The sequence below is a fragment of the Brucella sp. GW823-FHT04E01 genome, assembly GCF_058796175.1.
Window position 1 is genome coordinate 940,336 of sequence record NZ_JBXAIK010000002.1, and the last position, 19,211, is coordinate 959,546.

Here is a 19,211-nt window from a genome sequence, read left to right on the forward strand (position 1 = left end):
TACCGAGTCGGAGGCGTTAGCCGACAATACCCAAAATGTCGGATTCCTTCATGATCAGCAGGTCTTCGCCGCCGATCTTGACTTCGGTTCCCGACCACTTGCCGAACAGAACTTTGTCGCCAGCCTTGACTTCCAGAGCGATCAGCTTGCCAGCTTCGTCACGGGCACCTGCGCCAACAGCGACGATTTCGCCTTCCTGCGGCTTTTCCTTGGCGGTGTCAGGGATGATGATGCCGCCAGCGGTCTTGGCTTCCGATTCAACGCGACGAACGACGACGCGGTCATGAAGCGGGCGGAACTTGATATCAGCCATGGTATAACCCTTGGTGTTATAGACGTTGAACCCTGTTAACGGATCGAGCCGATCCGCGCTTGTTAGCACTCATCATGCGAGAGTGCTAACGTGGCTCTGAGATAGAAGCCGGACCTTATCTTGTCAAGATTGCCTGAGAAATTTGACAGATGAATGATGGTTAATTTGCACCATCCTTAACGCGGAACGGCCACGGGTTGACTATGTCCGATCCGGCATATGGTGATGTCGTTGGCAATATCAATCCACAATGCGCAAATTGGAGAGTTCATCGCCGATCTGCCTGAATGTTTCGCTTAGTTCACCGCCGGTTGAGTTCCAGAAAAGCTTGGCTGGCCTGCCACTCTCCATGCGAACGCGCGAGTTTGAAGAGCAGGATCTCAACAGATCTATTTGTGCTTTCTCGGTGCTGTTCGTCTCGCTGAGGTCCAATGCGACTGTCATAACGATGATACTGGCTGACTTGGCATTGTCGCAGAGCTTTGCGAAACGCGCATTCATAGCCTTCGTATATGTACTGTTATTTTGCGAAACCGAAACGCCGCTTTCCTGAAATAAACGTGCCTGGCTGTAGTGTTTGGTTATGCGAGCAGTGTAGCCGTGCGCTGAATAGTAGGAAAAGTTTGCAGCTCTGTCGGGACCCGAGCCAGCCAGTCCGTCATATTTATAATAGGTGTTGGCGCCGTCGGTCAGCACGATCACAACTTTATCATTGCCGCGTTCGGTCGAAGGCCGGGCTTCTGTAAACGGTGCTCCTCGGACGATCGTTCGCCAGCCCCAGGCCATAGCCTCGGGAACATTCGTACCGCCGCTTGGTACCATCGCCTTGATTGCGGTTTGAATTGTTTTCATCCCCTCTTCGGTAGTGACGTCCGTCAATGGGGTGAGAGGTGATGATGTGCAGCTATAGTTGGGGCCGCCGCCATTCGATCTACCGCCTCGGTAAATCTTGTCGAGGGAATCGCGCAGATAGTATTTCTTGAGGTCGCTTTGCCGGGGCGAGTAAGCCAAGGATGTGTCGTCTTGCCACCAGCTGTTCAAAACGGTGGAAGTGACGTTTCCCCTGCTATCGGTATTGTAATACTCAGCCGGGCCGAACATGGGGACAAATAATGTGTCTGGGTTGTTGTCAGAAGGAGGCGTTACATCCAGCGCATAGGTGCCCGGACGAGATTCGACACAACCCTGCCAAGGGAGCCAAGTCTCTTTCGATCGCAGGGAAAGGTCGGCATAAAGTTCTGCACGCGAATAAGGTTTGTTATTGCGTTCCCCCCAGCCGGTTCCAGATTTGTAATATCGCCCGCTGCCTACCGGCTTTTCTTCTATCTTGCGTGTACTGTCGATGGTGACAGGCAGCGTAAAGTTTTCGAGATTGACGGGAGACCTGCCTTCCGGATCCATCCAGGCTGCGTTCAAATATTGCGGGCCGACATTTACTGAACCAGCAAAGGGAACGAGTGAAAATTGCACAGGGTTTTCAACGTGCGTTATGAGCGTGGATTGCGCGGCCATTGTCTCCACGAGCTGTGAGGCGGCTTCTTTCAGAAGGTCGATGCGCTTTTTTGTCGACCCGCTTCTAGTTTCATCCATGGAGCGGGAATTGTCGAGAACGAGAGCGACTTCAATCGTGTTCTTAAGCCTGACCGAAGAGCTGAGCGTATATTGGTTTTGATCCCAATCATCTCCTGTAAGGCGTGAAGCAATGACACCAAACAGGGACTTATAAGTGAATCCAGCGGTCGCCTGTATCTGTTGATCAGTTGTTTTATCTTTTGGAAAAGCGACGTCGAAATTGACCGCATCTGCGCTCAGTGCGGTAAGGTTGGCGGTAAAAACTTGCGCACCGTAGATCTGCACGACAGTTTGACTTTCGCCAGTGGAAAATCTCCTACCCACAGCAAGTGCCGCAGCATCGAGCGAAGCCTGCACATTGTTGCGCACGCGCATGAGATTGGCGGAGTCGACTGCAACCATGCCGGCAAGCAACAGGGGCACCAGCACCAAAGCCATTATCATCGCAAAATTACCGCGCTCGTCTTTGGCAAAGCGCAGGCTCATGGGTTGAGTCAAATGGCGAAAACTACGCAGCGCAAGCCTGCTGGTTTGAGTGATCCAGTTTTTCAATGTAGCCCCCGCCGACGGTTGTGTCTGCGACACATGAAATGAAAGGTTGTATCCGCTCCTACCAGCATCTTTCTAACAGTCAGTCACGAAGCACGGTAAATGATCGGTGAAATCACCTATGGGATAATTGGACGCGCTTTGCCGGTCGGATATCCAGGCCAAAGACCGTGACAGATGTGATTGGCTGCGTTAGATGGAGCGCTGGCTGCCTTCTCGGCAGTCTTAAAGACACCCTATAGCGGTTCTCGCCTTACCGATGGATTATCAAGAGGAAACCATGAAGCAGCTCGAACGCCTCGACGATCTGACCGACCAGTACGATGTGCTCTTCTGTGATGTATGGGGCGTGGTGCATAACGGTGAAGCCGCGTATCCGGCTGCAATCGAGGCGCTAAAGCGCGCGCGCGCCAAGGGTGTTACGGTCATTCTGGTGACGAATTCTCCAAGGCCTCATCCTGATGTCGAAAAGCAGATGTTGGGTCTTGGCGTTCCCGCCGATGCCTATGATCGTGTGGTCACGTCCGGCGATGTAACCCGTGATCTGATCGCCGAAGGTCCGCGCAAGGTGTTTCACATCGGCTGTGAGCGCGAGTTGACCATCTATGACGGTCTCGATGTTGAATTGGTCGAAGAATTCGAAGCTTCGGGGGTCGTCTGTACCGGACTTTATGATGATGAAAGTGAAACACCGGACGATTATAAGGAATTGCTGGTCCGGCTGCGTTCGCGCAATCTTCCGTTCATCTGTGCCAATCCGGACATTATGGTTGAGCGCGGTACGCGGCTGATCTGGTGCGCAGGTGCCCTTGCACGCGAATATGGCCAGCTCGGCGGACGCACCCTTATAGCAGGAAAGCCGCATCGCCCGATTTACGAGGCAGCACTGAGGTTCGCTGAAGAGATCCGCGGTGAGACAGTCGAGAAAAGCCGGATTCTCGGTATCGGAGACGGTGTCTTGACCGATGTGAAGGGAGCTGCCGATTTCGGACTGGATGTGCTCTACATCTCCGGCGGAGTTCATGCTGCGGACTATACGACCGATGGTACTGTTGACATCGCCCGAATGGAAGCGTTTCTCCAGAAGCATGGCAATCGTCCGGTTGCTGCGCTTAATGCTCTTGTTTGAGGGCGAGCAATCTCGTTACGACCAACGAAGTTCGGATCACAATGACCCCATCCAGCTTTCAGCGCCTTTCTGGAACGGATTCTTTGCCGGAACGCCTGCAGAATTGTGTCGTGGCAATCGGTAATTTCGATGGTGTCCATCGCGGCCATCAGGCTGTGCTGGAGCGCGCGCTGGAGATTGCTGAAAAAAGCGGTCTGCCAGCAGTAGTCCTGACTTTTGAACCGCACCCGCGTAGCTTCTTCAAGCCAGATGCGCCGATCGATCGTTTGACCGCAGCAGCAAAGAAGGCTGAGATTCTGCGTCTGATGGGTTTTGATGCGGTCGTTGAGCAACCATTTACCGGTGAGTTCTCGTCTCGCTCTGCGGAGGACTTCGTTGAACACATTCTGGTTGAAAGATTGCACGCAAGCTGTGTGGTCACCGGTTATGATTTTCATTTCGGCAAGGGCCGGCGCGGAACACCGGAATTTCTTCAGAAAGCTGGAGAAAAAGCCGGTTTCACGGTTACACTTGTTGACGCCTTTTCAGACGAAGGCGATAACCTCGTCTCATCGACCCGCATAAGAAATCTGCTTTGCGAAGGGGACGTCGTTCAAGCAGCGGGACTTCTTGGTTATCGCTATATGGCTTGCGGTAAAGTTATTCACGGCAAGAAGCTCGGACGTACGCTTGGATTTCCGACCGCGAACATGCAAATCGACGCGCAGGCGGGCTTAAAGCACGGAATCTATGCTGTCAGGTTCCGGCGCGAGAACGGTGACCTTAATGACGGGGTTGCAAGTTTCGGTCGTCGGCCAACCGTCGACAGTGACGGTACGCCCCTTCTTGAAACATTTCTTTTTGACTTTTCGGGCGACCTTTATGGTGAGATCGCTTGTGTATCCTTCTTTGGCTTTCTGCGCGGGGAAATCAAGTTTGATGGCCTTGATCCGCTTATCGATCAGATGAAGCGCGATGACGCAGAGGCACGAGCCCTGCTTGCAAGTGCGAAGCCACTGTCAGAACTGGATCGCTTGCTTTCTTTTGAGTGAGGTGAAGTCTTGGTTTCGTTTTCCACTTAAGATTTAAATCAAATTTTACTTATTCTCGACAAAAAGTGATAAATGCCTCAAAACTTGTTGGGGCGCTTTTTGTTGGAGTTTAATGTGGCACATATTGTTCCTTTGGCGCTCGTTGCAGGTGCCGCATTCCTAACGAGTAGTTCGCTCGCTTTCTCCGCCGATGTACAGCAAACCGATATTTATGCGGCGGAAACCGTTCAGCCCGCTCGCAAGCATTTCTGGTCCGGCGATTGGTATCTCAAGGTCGGCGCGGCAGGTCTCGTCGCTCCAAAGTTCGAAGGCTCGAACAAATATCGCTTTTCTGCCCAGCCGCTGATCTCGCTTGGCCGACAGGGGCAGGCGACGCGCTTCTCATCGCGAAATGACAACGTGTCCTTCGCATTGATCGACAATGACCGCTTCCGTGTGGGTCTCGCTGGCAAACTTCTTTTTGAGCGGGATGACGACATTCATGGCCTGAAAGACACAAAGTTTGGCGGTGAAGCGGGCGCTTTTGTCGACGTCTACCCCACCGACTGGATGCGTGTGCGTGGCGAAGTGCGTCACGGTATCCGTGCGCATAATGGCGTCGTAGCCGATATTGCTGCCGATGCATTCTATGATGTTACGCCGACTGTTCGTGTGTCGGGTGGTCCGCGTGCGACTTTCGCCTCAAAGGATTACTTCAAAACCTATTTCGGCGTCGATGCCGAGGAAGCGGTTACGTCGGGACTTTCAGAATATAGTCCGGGCGGTGGCTTCAAGTCAGCTGGTGTTGGTGGCGCAATTACCTGGAAGGCAACCGACAAGATCGATACGAGCCTGTTTGGTGAGTACAGTCGTCTGCAAGGTTCGGCAAAGGATTCAAGCATCGTGAAGGAACGCGGCTCCCCGGACCAGTTCATGGTCGGCGTTTCTGCGACTTACCGTTTCGATTTCTCGCTGGACTGACCTCAACGGTATCAATGTGAACACTTTCAGGGGGCAGGGATGCAGTTTTATTGCGTCTTTGCCCCTCTGGCCTCTTTATTCCTGCGAAGCTCATTGCTAAAAGCGTGCCCATGATGACGGATTTTCGGCTTATCATGACGGCCATACGAATTATTGGCCCGGCCTCCCGCTTTGCCTGAATGGCTGCTTTGCCAGGCAATATCTGGCGCGGAGGTCCGGGACCGACCGGCTGTGCTCTACAGCCCCCTGTTTTCTTTGATCCACTTGCCCGCCATCTCCGGCCGGGGCTTCACAGGCGAATACCCTCATGACTGAGACGACCAAAATCGATTATTCCAAAACCCTTTATCTGCCGCAGACAGAATTTCCGATGCGCGCGGGCCTGCCGCAGCGCGAACCGCTGTTCGTCGAGCGCTGGGAGGGGATGAACCTTTACAAGAAGCTGCGCGAACAGGCCAAGGATCGCCCGCTCTATGTGCTGCACGACGGTCCGCCCTACGCCAACGGCAATATCCATATCGGCCACGCACTGAACAAGATTCTCAAGGATGTTATCACGCGCTCTTTCCAGATGCGCGGATACAACTCGAATTACGTTCCGGGTTGGGATTGTCACGGTCTGCCGATCGAGTGGAAGATCGAGGAAAAGTATCGCGCCGAAGGCAAGAACAAGGACGAAGTTCCGATCAATGAATTCCGCAGGGAATGCCGCGAATTCGCGACCAACTGGATCAAGGTCCAGACGGAAGAGTTCAAGCGTCTCGCAATTCTTGGCGACTTTGAAAATCCTTACACGACAATGAACTTTCATGCGGAATCGCGTATCGCTGGCGAACTTCTTAAGTTTGCGGCCTCCGGTCAGCTATATCGCGGCTCCAAGCCGGTGATGTGGTCGGTCGTGGAACGTACTGCGCTTGCGGAAGCCGAAGTCGAATATCACGATGTCGAGTCGGATATGATCTGGGTCAAGTTTCCGGTTGCTGGCCAGAACGATCTTTCCGACAGCGCCGTTGTGATCTGGACGACAACGCCTTGGACCATCCCCGGAAACCGTGCGGTGTCGTATTCTTCGCGTATCGAGTACGGGCTTTATGAAGTTACGGAAGCTGAGAACGATTTCGGTCCGCGTCCTGGTGAAAAGCTTATCTTCGCCGACAAGCTCGCCGAAGAAAGCTTTGCCAAGGCGAAGCTTCAATTCAAGCGTTTGCGTGGTATCTCGGCTGATGAACTGGGTAAAATCGTTCTCGATCATCCGTTGAAGGGCTTTGGCGGTGGTTATGAATTCATCGTGCCAATGCTTGATGGCGACCATGTTACCGATGATGCAGGTACGGGCTTTGTGCATACTGCTCCAAGTCACGGCCGCGAAGACTTTGAGGCATGGATGAACAATGCCCGCGAACTGGAAGCACGCGGTATAGATCCGAGCATCCCGTTCCCGGTTGGTGATGACGGCTTTTATACCAAGGATGCGCCGGGCTTCGGTCCTGACCGTGAGGGTGGTCCCGCGCGGGTTATCGACGATAACGGCAAAAAGGGCGATGCCAACAAGTCTGTCATGGATCAGTTGATCGCGCGCGACAAGCTTTTCGCACGTGGTCGCCTGAAGCATTCTTATCCGCATTCGTGGCGTTCCAAGAAGCAGGTCATCTTCCGCAATACGCCGCAGTGGTTCGTCTATATGGACAAGAACCTCGGTGACGGTACGACCTTGCGTTCACGCGCTTTGAAGGCAATCGACGACACGCGTTTCGTACCGGCAGCCGGACAGACACGCCTGCGCTCGATGATCGAAGGCCGCCCGGACTGGGTGCTTTCGCGTCAGCGTGCATGGGGCGTGCCGATCTGCGTTTTTGTGGATGAAGAAGGCAACATCCTTCAGGACGATGCGGTCAACAAGCGTGTTCTCGATGCTTTTGAAGCCGAAGGCGCTGATGCATGGTTCGCCGAAGGCGCGCGCGAGCGCTTTCTCGGAAGCCGTGCCAATGAAGGCTGGACGCAGGTGCGCGACATCCTTGACGTTTGGTTCGATTCCGGTTCGACGCACACGTTCACGCTGGAAGACCGTCCGGATATGAAGTGGCCAGCTGATGTCTATCTGGAGGGCTCTGACCAGCATCGCGGTTGGTTCCATTCGTCGCTGCTGGAAAGCTGCGGTACGCGTGGCCGGGCGCCATATAATGCCGTCGTGACCCATGGTTTCACCATGGATGCGCACGGCAAGAAGATGTCGAAGTCGCTCGGTAATACAGTCACGCCACAGGACGTCATCAAGGAATCCGGTGCGGATATTCTGCGTCTCTGGGTCATGACGACCGATTATTGGGAAGATCAGCGCCTCGGCAAGAGCATCATCCAGACTAACATTGATGCCTATCGCAAGTTGCGGAACACGATCCGCTGGATGCTGGGCACGCTCGCCCACGATGAAGGCGAAAATCTTCCTCACGCTGATCTGCCGGAACTTGAACGCCTGATGCTGCACCGGTTGACTGAATTGGATGAAGTTGTTCGCTCTGGATATGATGCTTTCGACTTCAAGCGAATCGCTCGCACGCTTATCGACTTCATGAATGTTGAGCTTTCGGCCTTCTATTTCGATATCCGCAAGGACGCGCTTTACTGCGATGCGCCGTCGAGCGTTCGCCGTAAGGCTGCGCTACTGACCGTGCGTGAAATCTTTGATCACTTGACGACCTGGCTGGCGCCAATGCTGCCTTTCACCATGGAAGAAGCTTGGCTCGACCGCTATCCGCAATCGGTTTCGGTTCATGCCGAGCAGTTCCGGCCGACACCTGCCGAATGGCGGGATGATGTGCTGGCGGAAAAGTGGCGCAAGGTTCGTGCGGTGCGTCGTGTCGTTACTGGCGCTCTGGAACTGGAGCGTGCGGATAAGCGCATTGGATCGTCGCTCGAAGCTGCTCCGCTCGTCTACATTTCCGACAAGAGCTTGACCGATTCGCTCGAAGGTCTTGATTTTGCGGAAATCTGCATCACCAGTGGTATTTCATTGAGCGATGCGGCTGTACCGGAAGACGCGTTCACGCTTTCTGATGTGAAAGGCGTTGCTGTTGTGCCTGCACGCGCCGAAGGTGAAAAGTGCGCCCGTTCGTGGCGTTATACGACGGATGTTGGTTCCGATCCCGAGTTTCCCGAAGTCTCGGCGCGCGACGCTGCTGCTCTCCGGGAACTCAAGGCACTCGGCAAGCTTGAAGCTTGATGGAGTTCTGAAAATTTTACCCTCGGCGTTTCATATGTTGGGGGTATTTTCAGAAGGAAACGGCTTGCAATCCTTTCTTCGGACATGGTGAAATACCGATTAACATCGGATTGCCGCATGGGTTGCACTCATGTACAAGGCATTCCTCGGATAATTTCAAGATCTGCCTTGGAGTTGCCGGTTTCTTCAGTCAAGGCTTGCTTGAGCAAATTTTGGTGAAGATAAAATCGGCAAGCGTAAAAGAAGTGGCGCTAATGAAGATTGAAGGACGAGTTCTGGTGCTTATGACAGCGATAGCGGGCGTTTCGCTATCCGGCTGCGTTTCTTCGCCAACCTATGGAACCGACAAGACCGCAGGAGCACAGCTCTTTGACGATGTGTCGAATATGGCGAGCTTCGGACAGGGTAAGAACAATAAAGAACGGATTGACTACAAGCCTCGCCCCGACCTGGTTCGTCCGGCTCCGGGGGATAAAGGTCAGTTGCCCGCTCCGCAACAAAGCGTTGTTAGCGCCAACGATCCGAATTGGCCAGAATCGCCGGAACAACGTCGCAAGCGTTTGCGTGACGAGATCACGGCAAACCGCGATGATCCGAATTTCGTGTCGCCGGTCGTTCAGGATGGTCCGGTAGCGTCCAACATTCAGGCAGCATTGCCGCGTGGTAACAGCCGCCGCGAAGATTATGAGTCCCGTACGCCGACATTCGACCCGGCAAAGGTTGCTGCCTACAAGGCTGCACGCCAGCAGCAGGTTCAGGGTTCCTCGACGACACGCCGTTATTTGAGCGAACCGCCGCTTACTTATCGTGAGCCTGCGTCTACTGCAGCTGTCGGCGAATTGGGTACGGACGAGGCGCAGAAGGAACGTGAGCGCAAGAAGGCATCCGGCAAATCCAAGGGCTGGCGCGACTATCTGCCTTGGAACTAATTGCTCGCTGAATTTATTTTCTTGATAATAAGCCGCAGTAAATTCTATTTACTGCGGCTTATTATTTCAGTAGTTTTAGTGAATGTTTAATCTGTTTTCTTGCAGGAAAGATTATTAAATATTTTTAATGTCGGCAATTCTGACGTATATTTGATTTCAATCAAAGATTTCTTTCATGCAAATCGTATCATGCCAACTTGGGATGTAAGGTATGATTTGATGAACGATACGAACACTATCTGGGATACGCCGTCGGGATATGGTCTGATCAGTCGATCTCTTCATTGGCTGATGGCCCTCCTGTTTCTTTGGCAGTTTGCGTCAGCAATTCTACGCGTCGTGGCTAAAGATACGATGATCTACAATATCTTCTGGTCGGCTCATTACCAACTTGGTTTCGCGCTTCTGGTGCTTGTACTATTACGTGGGGTCTGGGGATTGTTGAACTCAGGTCGTCGTCCGCATAAGTCGGGCCATGTCGGCAAACTGGCTAAACTCGGGCACCTCGTTATCTACGGCCTGATGTTCGCAGTTCCTGCATTGGCTCTGCTGCGCACATATGGCGGCGGGCGAGGCTTCTCTTTTCTTGGCATCCGGATTTTCGAGCAGACCGGTGTGAAAAACGCCGCGCTGACCGCTCCGGGCAGTGCATTGCATGGTTTGCTGGGTTGGGGCCTACTTGTGATAATTGCGGGACACGTTCTGATGGCTCTTATTCATCATTTCATGCTGCGGGATAATACGCTGCGCTACATGGCCGGACACAAGGCTCTGAGCAGAAGCTAGCGCTTGTCGCGGAAGAAATCCCGCAGGATTTTCTGTGAATCCCCCTCGGAGAAACCCGCATAAATCTCCGGTACATGGTGGCAGGTGGGCTGCGTATAAAACCGTGGCCCATGTTCCACACCGCCACCTTTCGGGTCGGAGGCACCGTAATAGAGGCGACGTATACGGGCAAAAGAAATGGCGGTTGCGCACATCGCGCATGGTTCCAGCGTCACATAAAGATCGCAGTCGACCAGACGTTCGGATTGTAGGGTTTTTCCAGCCTCACGAATTGCAAGCACTTCGGCATGGGCTGTTACGTCATTGAACTCACGTGTACGATTGCCTGCTCGTGCAATGATCGTGCCGTGATGCACAATGACTGCGCCAATCGGAACCTCTCCACGTGAACCTGCAGCGCGCGCTTCTGCAAGTGCTATCTCCATGGGGGTGGCCATATTTGGGTCCGGGACTTTGGCACTCTTATTCATGGCTGTTCCATTTCGTGCATTCTTTCGGAAATTTCGCTCGCAAGCCATGAAGCGATTTGTTACTGCATAATTCCCGAAATCGAAACCGATTTGCGAACGGATTTATACAGCGTTCCTGTTTCCGGCTGTCCCTTGCCTGTCATTAAAGGTGTAAGGTGACACGGCAGCGCTGCTGAAAGGCCAATACCAGATGACTAAAGATGATGACAACAAGGATGGCAAGCGTCCGCATGGCCGTGGAGGGCGCTCCGATCGTCCCGGTCGGCCAGATCGTGACACTCGTCCGCGCCGCGATGACGGCGGACGTGACAAGCCACGTAAATTCGCACCGCGCGACGCCGAGGGGCAAGAGGACACGGGCGAACGTATTGCCAAGCGTCTGGCACGCGCAGGCATAGCTTCACGCCGTGAAGCGGAAACGATGATCGCTGCTGGCCGTATTGCCGTGAATGGCAAGGTGCTTGAGAGCCCCGCGGTCAATGTCAAGCGCACGGATATTATTACGGTCGACGGCAAGCCATTGAAGCAGACCGAGCGTACCCGTCTCTGGCTTTATCACAAGCCTGCGGGTCTTGTGACGACCAATCGCGATCCTGAAGGTCGCCCAACGGTTTTCGAGGCGCTGCCTGCCGAGATGCCACGCGTACTTTCAGTTGGTCGTCTCGACATCAATACCGAAGGTCTGTTGCTGCTCACCAATGATGGTGGGCTTTCACGCGTTCTGGAGCTGCCTTCCACCGGCTGGCTGCGCCGCTATCGCGTTCGCGCCCACGGCAAGGTCACACAGGTGCAGCTTGATGAGCTGAAGAACGGCATTGCCGTCGATGGCGTCTTCTACGGCAGTATTGAAGCAACGCTTGAGCGGGAGCAGGGTGCCAATGTCTGGATCTCTATCGGATTGCGCGAAGGCAAAAACCGTGAAGTAAAGAATATTCTGGGCGCTCTTGGTCTGACTGTTGGACGTCTTATCCGCGTTTCATTCGGTCCTTTCCAGCTCGGCGATCTTGAAGAAGGTGCCGTACGCGAAATCAAGGGACGTATCCTGCGAGATCAGCTTGGTGACAAGTTGATTGAGGATTCAGGCGCAGATTTCGATGCGCCTGTTCTGAACGAGTTTTCCAATGCTGCTGTTCAGGGACGGACTCGTCGCGACGTGGAAGATGAGGGCGAGGAAGGCGAACGCCGGCGTGGCCCGCGCGAACGTGAATGGATTTCCAGCAGTCCTCAGCGTCGTCGCGGTCGCGACGACAAGGGAGCCGAAAAGGTTGAACCGCGTCGTCGCGGAAACGCTAATGTCTGGATGGCTCCAGGTGCGCGCCCCAAGGGCGAAAATGCGGCTGCCAAGCCCGCCCGTGTCGAACGTCAAGTTCCGCATCGTTCAGCGAAATTCAGTGGCGATCTGCAGATGCGCCCGCGTCGAGCTGGTGATGAGGAGCAGGGACGCGACGAAGGTGGTGAACGCCGCTATAACAAGCGACCGGAAGGCCGCTTTGATAAGGACGCTCGTCCACAGCGTCCGCGTCCGGAAGGAAACCGCTCGGAAGAGGGACGTCCAGAGCGCCGTGAGCAGCGTGAGGATGGACGCAAGGAGCGTCGTCCCGGCAAACGCGAGCGTGCAGAATTGCGCGACGCGGAAGGCCGGACTGTAGAGCACGGTAAGGGTGGCTTCGAGGGCCGCAAGACGGGAAAGCCGGGCGGACCGCGTGGTGAAGGTCGTTTTGGTGCATCCGATCGCGATACGCGCTCAGGCCCGCGCAGCAGCGGACCGGGTAATAAACCTCGTCGTTTTGATGATGGTCCGAAGGATGGACCGCGTCGTGGACCGGGAAACAAGCCGGGTGGTAAACCAGGTGGAAAGCCGGGTGGCGGCAAGTCAGGCGGTGGCAGGACTGGAGGCGGTGGTGCGGATCGTCGGCGGTAGATTCCGCGGGCGCGCGCTCGTAACACCTTCGACCAACGCCATTCGTCCCACCACCGATCGCACACGCGAGAGCCTGTTCAACATCCTCGCGCATAATTTCCCCGACAAGGTAGAGGGCGCACGCGTCCTCGACCTGTTTGCAGGGACAGGCGCGCTTGGTCTTGAGGCCCTATCGCGCGGTGCGCGCTACGCGACCTTCGTGGAAGAATCTGCGGAGGGGCGGGGATTGTTGCGTCAGAATATCGAGGCTTTCAGTCTGCAGGGGCACACCAAGATTTTGCGGCGCGACGCCTGTCAGTTGGGTATCGTCGGTACGATGGAGCCGTTCGACTTGGTTTTTGCCGATCCGCCTTATGGGCGGCGTATGGGGGAAAAGGCATTTTTGTCTGCACTTCAAGGTGGTTGGCTTAATCCTGACGCACTTTTGGTGCTTGAAGAAGATGCGGAGGCGGCGCTCGAACTTGATGAACGATTCGTCGTGCTGGAAGAGCGCAACTACGGGGGCACGATTATTCGGCTGATCCAGTTGAAAGCCGCCGAATGAATTAGCGGACGATTCCGTTCGCATAAAATATAACATGTCGCCCGGAAAAACGGGCGGGAATGAAACCGATTGGAGATGTCGCTTGGTGAATAACCCCTCACTCCGGCGCTTGCTGTTGTCCACCGCCTTGGGTTTCGTGCTGGCTTTACCGGTGGCAAGCGGTGCAGTCCGGGCAGAAAGCCAACCTGCCGCTGCCGCCGAAACGCAACCAGCGCCCGTGTCGCCCCCAGTCGCTGAACAAACAGCGCTTCCAGAAATCATCCAGTCGGATGGGGTCAGTCATTTCACATTGCCAAATGGTCTGGAAGTGGTTGTCATCCCCGATCATCGCGCTCCAGTCGTGACCCAGATGATCTGGTACCATGTAGGGTCGGCCGATGAAGCGCCCGGCGTTTCAGGTATCGCGCATTTCCTCGAACATCTGATGTTCAAGGGTACGAAGAACCACCCAGCTGGCGAGTTTTCGGCGAAAGTCGCCTCCATCGGCGGGCAAGAAAACGCCTTCACCTCCTATGATTATACGGCCTATTTCCAGCGGGTATCTCCCGAAGCGCTGGAAATGGTAATGCAGTTCGAGTCGGACCGGATGGAAAATCTGGTGCTCAATGAAGAAGCCGTGAAAACCGAACGGGATGTCATTCTGGAAGAACGCCGGATGCGAGTTGATTCCAATCCGGCTTCCATGCTGATGGAGAATACCGACGCTGTTCTTTTCTATAACCATCCTTATCGCAAGCCTGTAATTGGCTGGCAGCAGGAAATGGAAAAGCTAAGCCTCAAGAACGCCATCGACTTTTATCAGCAATATTACACACCGAATAACGCAACGCTCATCATCGCTGGAGACGTTTCACCGGAACGCGTACGCGAGCTGACGTTGCAGACATGGGCAAAGGTGCCGAAACGCGCGGAAGTTCTGCCGCGTGAGCGTCCGCAGGAGCCCGCGAAGCACGCCGCCCGCGTCGTGACGTTGCACGATGAGCGTGTAAGCACCCCCTCATTCCGTGTGTCGTGGCTTGTTCCTTCCTATGCGAACGAAAAACGGTTTCCGAATGTAAAACCAGGGGATGCCCCCGCCCTCGATCTACTGAGCGAAATTCTCGGCGGTTCGTTGCGTTCACGCCTTTATCAGGAATTGATTGTCAAGCAGGGTATCGCTGCCAATACGGGCGCGAGCTATGGTGGCGATGCGCTTGATGACGGCACGTTTTCTGTATATGGCGCGCCGCGCAATGGCGCGACGCTTGGCGATGTCGAAAAAGCCGTTGAAGCCGAAGTGGCACGGATCATCAAAGACGGCGTAAGCCAGACCGAGCTCGATCAAGCTCGCAATCGTTTCCTGAAAGCGGTTATCTTTGCACGCGACAGCCAGACAGGTATGTCCCGGATTTATGGCTCGTCACTGTCTGTTGGGCAAACGGTTGACGATATCCAGAAATGGCCGGAGGTCATCAAGGGTGTCACAGTCGATCAGATCAAGGATGTGGCGACGCGTTATCTCGTTAAAGACCAATCGGTAACGAGTTACCTGCTTCCTCCGGACGCCGAGCCGGAGAGCGCTCGCGAGAACCCGGATGCGTCAGCGGGAAGCGCCGGGGCCAATGGTGCGGGAGGAGCGATCCAGTGAAGAACATTCTTACGTTGAACTTCAGACGTGTTTTCGACTTTCGCTATGCCGGGTCGGCTGTGGGTGTTCTTGCCGCATCCGTGACATTGCTGATCGTGTGCGCCTTGCCGGCGCGCGCAATCGAAATTCAGGAAGTTGTTTCGCCAAAAGGTATTCATGCCTGGCTGGTAGAAGACGATTCAGTCCCGCTTATTTCCATGCGGTTCTCATTCAAGGGTGGCACATCGCAGGACCCTTCCGGGAAGGAAGGGTTGGCTAACCTGATGACAGGGCTGTTCGACGAGGGCGCGGGTGATCTGAAATCGGATGCGTTTCAGGAGAAGATAGACAATCTGGGCGCGGAAATGAGCTTTTCTGCAACACAGGATTCCGTTTCGGGTGGTATTCGCATGCTCGCGGAAAATCGCGACGCAGTCACAAACTTGCTTGCTCTTTCTGTCAACAAGCCTCGCTTCGACCAGGATGCAATTGATCGTATTCGACAGCAGGTGGTTGCGAGTATCGAATCCTCACAACGCAACCCTTCGACGATTGCATCGCGTAAGTTCTCCGAAGTTCTCTACGGGAACCATCCTTATGCGCGTCCCGACGATGGCACGGTGAAATCACTGCAGTCGATCACGCGTGACGATCTGGTGAACTTTCACCGCAAGAACTTTGCGCGTGACCGTCTGACTATCGGCGTTGTGGGTTCGATCAATGCGAAGGATTTGGGGGCGTTGCTGGATAAGGTGTTCGGCGATCTCCCCGCGATGGCCGAACTGGTTCCTGTACCCGATGCCAAACTGGCACTTGGCACGACGACCAGTCTCAATTTCGATATGCCGCAGACCTCGATCAGCTTTGTCTATCCGGCTATTCCGCGCAAGGATCTCGAATTCTTTGCAGCCTATCTGATGAACCATATTCTGGGTGGTGGCTTTACATCGCGTCTTTATGCCGAAGTGCGTGAAAAGCGTGGCCTTGCCTATTCGGTATCGTCATCCATGGTCATGCGCGATCACGTTTCGGCATTGATGATTTCGACTGCGACCCGTCCTGACAAAGCGCAGGAATCCCTGAAGATTATCCGCGAGCAGGTTGCTGCTATGGCCGCGGACGGGCCCACGGAAGAAGAACTCGCTGCTGCCAAAAACTTCCTCAAGGGATCTTACGCCGTCAACAATCTGGATTCATCCGCCGCTATTGCTGAAACTCTCGTTAGCTTGCAGGAAGCAGAACTTCCGCGTGATTATATCGACAAGCGTTCGGGGTTGATTGATGCTGTAACGTTGGATCAGGTCAAGGCTATTGCCAAGAAACTGCTTGAAGCGGAACCGGCAATATTGATTTTCGGCCCGGCCCAAAGCTAAAAGGTGCCAAATTGGAAAAGGCAGTGCCGTCATCGCCCCGAATTGCCGTCGCTTTCGGCGGAGGTGGGGCACGCGGCATTGCCCACATCCATATTGTCGAGGTGCTCGATGAACTTGGTATCAAACCGGTTGCAATTGCAGGCTCGTCGATAGGTTCGATCGTTGGCGCCGGAATGGCGAGCGGCATGACGGGCAAGGAAATTCATGAATATATGGCGGCGATTTTCAATCGCCGCTCCGAAGTCGCAAAGCGTATGTGGCAAACCCGCCCTGCGCGCTGGGTAGAATTGCTGAAAGGTGGCTTGCGCGTCAGCCAGTTCAATATCGAAAAGGTGCTGGACGTCTTTTTGCCTGCAAGCCTGCCGATGAATGTAGAAGAGCTGAAAATCCCGATGACTATCACAGCGGCGGACTTTCACGCCGCTCGGGAAATCCATATTCGCGATGGCGATCTGCATTCGGCCATCGCGGCATCCTGTGCCATACCACCAGTTTTCGCACCAGTACGCCGGGATGGCCGCATTCTGGTCGATGGCGGTTTGTTCAACCCCGTGCCCTTTGATCTGCTGTTTGATGAGGCTGATATTGTCATCGGTATCGACGTTGTCGGCACGCCGGTCGGACCAGATGACTATATGCCTACCACGTTCGAGGCAGTGATCGGAGCGAACCAGCTGACCATGTGCTCCATCATCGAAAACAAATTTCGAATTCGCCCCCCGCACATTTTCATTCGCCCTAATGTCGAGCGGATCGGTCTTCTGGATTTCCTGAAGTTCGAACAGATATTGTCACAGAGCGCCAGTGTTCGCGACGAACTGAAACGTGCTCTCGAACTGACAGTCGAGGGAAAAGTGGTGCCGATAAATTCAACGCTTGCAACCTGAATCTACCGGCTTCCTATACGTTTGCTATTCCGCCGGAACGGGTGATCCGACTGTGTCACTTGACGACGAGGCGGATACGATATCATCCGCGCCTTTGTCGATGCGCTGACCTTCGCGGGCAGGTTTGACCAGAGGCTCTGGTGTGACCGGTTTGTTAAAGAGCAGATGGCGACCAGCCATGATTCCTTCCGAAGCCTGCACGTGGAGACGATCTTCGTCGCGCTGGCGAACGTCTTCACGAATTTCGTAGGCTTGGGTTTCGGCTATGCCGAGCCCTTCGAGTGTACGCTGACCAAACAGCAAACCGGATTCGAACGTTTCGCGCAGTTCATACTCGACACCTTGAGCGCGCAGTTGCAGCGTATGTTCCCGATCATATGAACGAACGAACAGCCGCACATCCGGGTATTCGGATTGTATAAGGTTGATGATGTGGTTGGTCGTTTCCTTCTTGTGGGTACAGATGGCAACGATCTTCGCTTTTCTTATACCTGCCGCTTCCAGCACGTCTTTACGAGTACCGTCGCCAAAATAAATACGGAAGCCAAATTTTCCGGCAGCACGCACGCGATTGGGCGAACTGTCAATCACGGTTACGTCGATACCGCCAGCGAGCAGGATTTGCGATGCAATCTGACCGTATCGCGAGAAGCCGATCATCAATACGTCAGAACCGGCACCTTCGAAGTTTTCCTCAATTTCATCGACAGTCTTGTCCTTGATAAGCAGCTTTGAGCCAATCAAAACGGAAAGCGGTGTTAGCGCCATGGATACGGTGACGGCGGCTACAAGCTCTGAACCGAGTGCGCTTGAGATTATGGACGCGGCAGAAGCTGCCGAGAAAAGAACAAAGGCAAATTCGCCGCCTTGCGGCAGAAGAAACGCAATTCGCACAGCATCGTTATGGTTGGACCGGAAGACACGGCACAGCAGATAGATGATCGCGATCTTGGTTGCCATGAAAATGGGAACAGCAAGAAGGATAACCTTCCAATACTGTACGATCACAGTGAGGTTCAGCGAAAGACCAACCGCCACGAAAAACAATCCGAGAAAGATTCCGCGAAATGGTTCGATATCCGCTTCAAGTTCGTGTCGGTAGGATGATTCCGCCAGCAAAACACCAGCGATAAATGCACCCATGGCCATCGAAAGGCCAGCCGCCTGAAGCAGGCTGGCTGATCCGAGCACCACAAAAAGCGCTGCTGCGATCATCACTTCGCGAGCGCCGGTATTGGCGATAATGCGGAACATCGGATTGATGAGATAACGTCCGGCGACCACCAGTGCCGCGATGGCCGCAATTGCTGTGGCAAGATGGAAACCCGCGCTCGCCTGCGACGGTTCGGTCGGCGAAAGTGCCGGAATAATTGCAAGGATCGGCACGATGGCGAGGTCCTGGAACAGCAGGATCGAAAAAGCACGTTGACCGTGTTTCTGGTTCGTTTCGGCCCGGTCCTCCAAAACCTGCATGGCAAATGCCGTAGACGAAAGTGCGAGACCGAAACCGATGATGATCCCTGCTTCGGGGCTGAGGCCCGCAAAGTAGATGCCAAGAGCAGTCAGGGCTGCTCCACAAAGCAGAACCTGCGCGGTACCAAGACCGAAGATTGATTGGCGCAACGCCCAAAGTCTTGAGGGTTTCAGCTCAAGTCCGATGATGAAGAGAAGGAAGACAACACCAAGCTCGGAGAAGTGCAGGAAATCTTCGCCGTCTGCAATGAGGCGAGCTACGGGTCCGATCGTGATGCCTGCCGCAAGATAGCCGAGGACTGTACCAAGCCCTAATCGCTTGAACAGCGGCGCAGCGATAATCGCACCGCCCAAAATCATCAGACACTGCAGGTAGAGACTTCCGCCAGTTGCAACCATGCCAAGCTCTTGGAATTTGGAGAAATGTAGGAGGGCTTGCCTTGAAGCC

The 19,211-nt window shown here is 54.4% G+C and carries 15 protein-coding genes; 11 read left to right on the plus strand and 4 right to left on the minus strand.

The genetic code is table 11. The features are described 5' to 3' along the window. Window positions 1–16 precede the first annotated feature (16 nt). The gene (gene groES / locus AC1RHM_RS09780; RefSeq protein ID WP_006472506.1) at window positions 17–313 is read right to left on the minus strand and encodes a co-chaperone GroES; all 297 of its coding nucleotides are present in this window, start codon (window positions 311–313) and stop codon (window positions 17–19) included. A gap of 240 nt (window positions 314–553) precedes the next feature. Continuing rightward, window positions 554–2,437: a TadE/TadG family type IV pilus assembly protein gene (locus AC1RHM_RS09785; protein WP_226622662.1), complete on the minus strand. Its 1,884-nt coding sequence runs from the start codon at window positions 2,435–2,437 to the stop codon at window positions 554–556. Window positions 2,438–2,714: 277 nt separating this feature from the next. Here AC1RHM_RS09785 and AC1RHM_RS09790 point away from each other — a divergent pair, with 277 nt between their 5' ends. The 6 genes from AC1RHM_RS09790 to AC1RHM_RS09815 all read left to right on the plus strand — a co-directional run bounded on the left by AC1RHM_RS09790 (window position 2,715) and on the right by AC1RHM_RS09815 (window position 10,489). Beyond that, a complete protein-coding gene (locus AC1RHM_RS09790) occupies window positions 2,715–3,563 on the plus strand; it encodes a TIGR01459 family HAD-type hydrolase (protein WP_010660993.1) in 849 nt (282 codons plus the stop codon). A gap of 41 nt (window positions 3,564–3,604) precedes the next feature. Further along, window positions 3,605–4,594: a bifunctional riboflavin kinase/FAD synthetase gene (locus AC1RHM_RS09795; RefSeq protein WP_029376216.1), complete on the plus strand. Its 990-nt coding sequence runs from the start codon at window positions 3,605–3,607 to the stop codon at window positions 4,592–4,594. A 72-nt stretch (window positions 4,595–4,666) separates the two neighbouring features. After that, window positions 4,667–5,554, plus strand: coding sequence for a MipA/OmpV family protein (locus tag AC1RHM_RS09800; RefSeq protein WP_374828132.1), 888 nt, complete (start codon window positions 4,667–4,669; stop codon window positions 5,552–5,554). Window positions 5,555–5,861: 307 nt separating this feature from the next. Continuing rightward, on the plus strand, window positions 5,862–8,774 hold the full coding sequence (gene ileS, locus AC1RHM_RS09805; RefSeq protein WP_010660996.1) for an isoleucine--tRNA ligase: 2,913 nt from the start codon (window positions 5,862–5,864) through the stop codon (window positions 8,772–8,774). 254 nt (window positions 8,775–9,028) lie between these two features. Next, complete coding sequence (locus AC1RHM_RS09810) at window positions 9,029–9,703, plus strand: hypothetical protein (RefSeq protein WP_010660997.1); 675 nt, start codon at window positions 9,029–9,031, stop codon at window positions 9,701–9,703. Between the two features lie 219 nt (window positions 9,704–9,922). After that, window positions 9,923–10,489, plus strand: a complete 567-nt coding sequence (locus tag AC1RHM_RS09815; RefSeq protein ID WP_029376218.1) for a cytochrome b — start codon at window positions 9,923–9,925, stop codon at window positions 10,487–10,489. On the opposite strand, the gene AC1RHM_RS09820 is transcribed toward AC1RHM_RS09815, so the two are convergent. Continuing rightward, a complete protein-coding gene (locus tag AC1RHM_RS09820; protein ID WP_010660999.1) occupies window positions 10,486–10,959 on the minus strand; it encodes a nucleoside deaminase in 474 nt (157 codons plus the stop codon). The genes AC1RHM_RS09815 and AC1RHM_RS09820 overlap by 4 nt on opposite strands. A 190-nt stretch (window positions 10,960–11,149) precedes the next feature. Between AC1RHM_RS09820 and AC1RHM_RS09825 the strand changes: the two genes are divergently transcribed. The 5 genes from AC1RHM_RS09825 (at window position 11,150) to AC1RHM_RS09845 (ending at window position 17,290) form a co-directional block, all read left to right on the plus strand. Continuing rightward, window positions 11,150–12,880 (plus strand): pseudouridine synthase, encoded by a 1,731-nt coding sequence (locus AC1RHM_RS09825; protein WP_010661000.1) that lies wholly within the window; start codon window positions 11,150–11,152, stop codon window positions 12,878–12,880. Further along, window positions 12,861–13,424, plus strand: a complete 564-nt coding sequence (gene rsmD / locus AC1RHM_RS09830; RefSeq protein WP_010661001.1) for a 16S rRNA (guanine(966)-N(2))-methyltransferase RsmD — start codon at window positions 12,861–12,863, stop codon at window positions 13,422–13,424. The genes AC1RHM_RS09825 and rsmD overlap by 20 nt, the downstream gene beginning before the upstream one ends. 85 nt (window positions 13,425–13,509) lie before the next feature. Beyond that, window positions 13,510–15,051, plus strand: a complete 1,542-nt coding sequence (locus AC1RHM_RS09835; protein WP_010661002.1) for a M16 family metallopeptidase — start codon at window positions 13,510–13,512, stop codon at window positions 15,049–15,051. 5 nt (window positions 15,052–15,056) lie between these two features. Further along, entirely contained in the window at window positions 15,057–16,403 is a 1,347-nt protein-coding gene (locus tag AC1RHM_RS09840) for a M16 family metallopeptidase (protein ID WP_226622683.1), read from the plus strand. A gap of 11 nt (window positions 16,404–16,414) precedes the next feature. Next, window positions 16,415–17,290, plus strand: coding sequence for a patatin-like phospholipase family protein (locus AC1RHM_RS09845; protein WP_029376221.1), 876 nt, complete (start codon window positions 16,415–16,417; stop codon window positions 17,288–17,290). Window positions 17,291–17,314: 24 nt separating this feature from the next. On the opposite strand, the gene AC1RHM_RS09850 is transcribed toward AC1RHM_RS09845, so the two are convergent. Beyond that, the gene (locus tag AC1RHM_RS09850; RefSeq protein ID WP_029376222.1) at window positions 17,315–19,162 is read right to left on the minus strand and encodes a monovalent cation:proton antiporter-2 (CPA2) family protein; all 1,848 of its coding nucleotides are present in this window, start codon (window positions 19,160–19,162) and stop codon (window positions 17,315–17,317) included. Window positions 19,163–19,211 lie beyond the last annotated feature (49 nt).

What these genes read in the sequence shown, in the direction of transcription:
- groES (WP_006472506.1), bottom strand. Translation starts at nt 313, where the DNA reads ATGGCTGATATCAAGTTCCGCCCGCTTCATGACCGCGTCGTCGTTCGT.
- AC1RHM_RS09790 (WP_010660993.1), top strand. Translation starts at nt 2,715, where the DNA reads ATGAAGCAGCTCGAACGCCTCGACGATCTGACCGACCAGTACGATGTG.
- AC1RHM_RS09795 (WP_029376216.1), top strand. Translation starts at nt 3,605, where the DNA reads ATGACCCCATCCAGCTTTCAGCGCCTTTCTGGAACGGATTCTTTGCCG.
- AC1RHM_RS09800 (WP_374828132.1), top strand. Translation starts at nt 4,667, where the DNA reads ATGCCTCAAAACTTGTTGGGGCGCTTTTTGTTGGAGTTTAATGTGGCA.
- ileS (WP_010660996.1), top strand. Translation starts at nt 5,862, where the DNA reads ATGACTGAGACGACCAAAATCGATTATTCCAAAACCCTTTATCTGCCG.
- AC1RHM_RS09810 (WP_010660997.1), top strand. Translation starts at nt 9,029, where the DNA reads ATGAAGATTGAAGGACGAGTTCTGGTGCTTATGACAGCGATAGCGGGC.
- AC1RHM_RS09815 (WP_029376218.1), top strand. Translation starts at nt 9,923, where the DNA reads ATGAACGATACGAACACTATCTGGGATACGCCGTCGGGATATGGTCTG.
- AC1RHM_RS09820 (WP_010660999.1), bottom strand. Translation starts at nt 10,959, where the DNA reads ATGAATAAGAGTGCCAAAGTCCCGGACCCAAATATGGCCACCCCCATG.
- AC1RHM_RS09825 (WP_010661000.1), top strand. Translation starts at nt 11,150, where the DNA reads ATGACTAAAGATGATGACAACAAGGATGGCAAGCGTCCGCATGGCCGT.
- AC1RHM_RS09850 (WP_029376222.1), bottom strand. Translation starts at nt 19,162, where the DNA reads ATGGTTGCAACTGGCGGAAGTCTCTACCTGCAGTGTCTGATGATTTTG.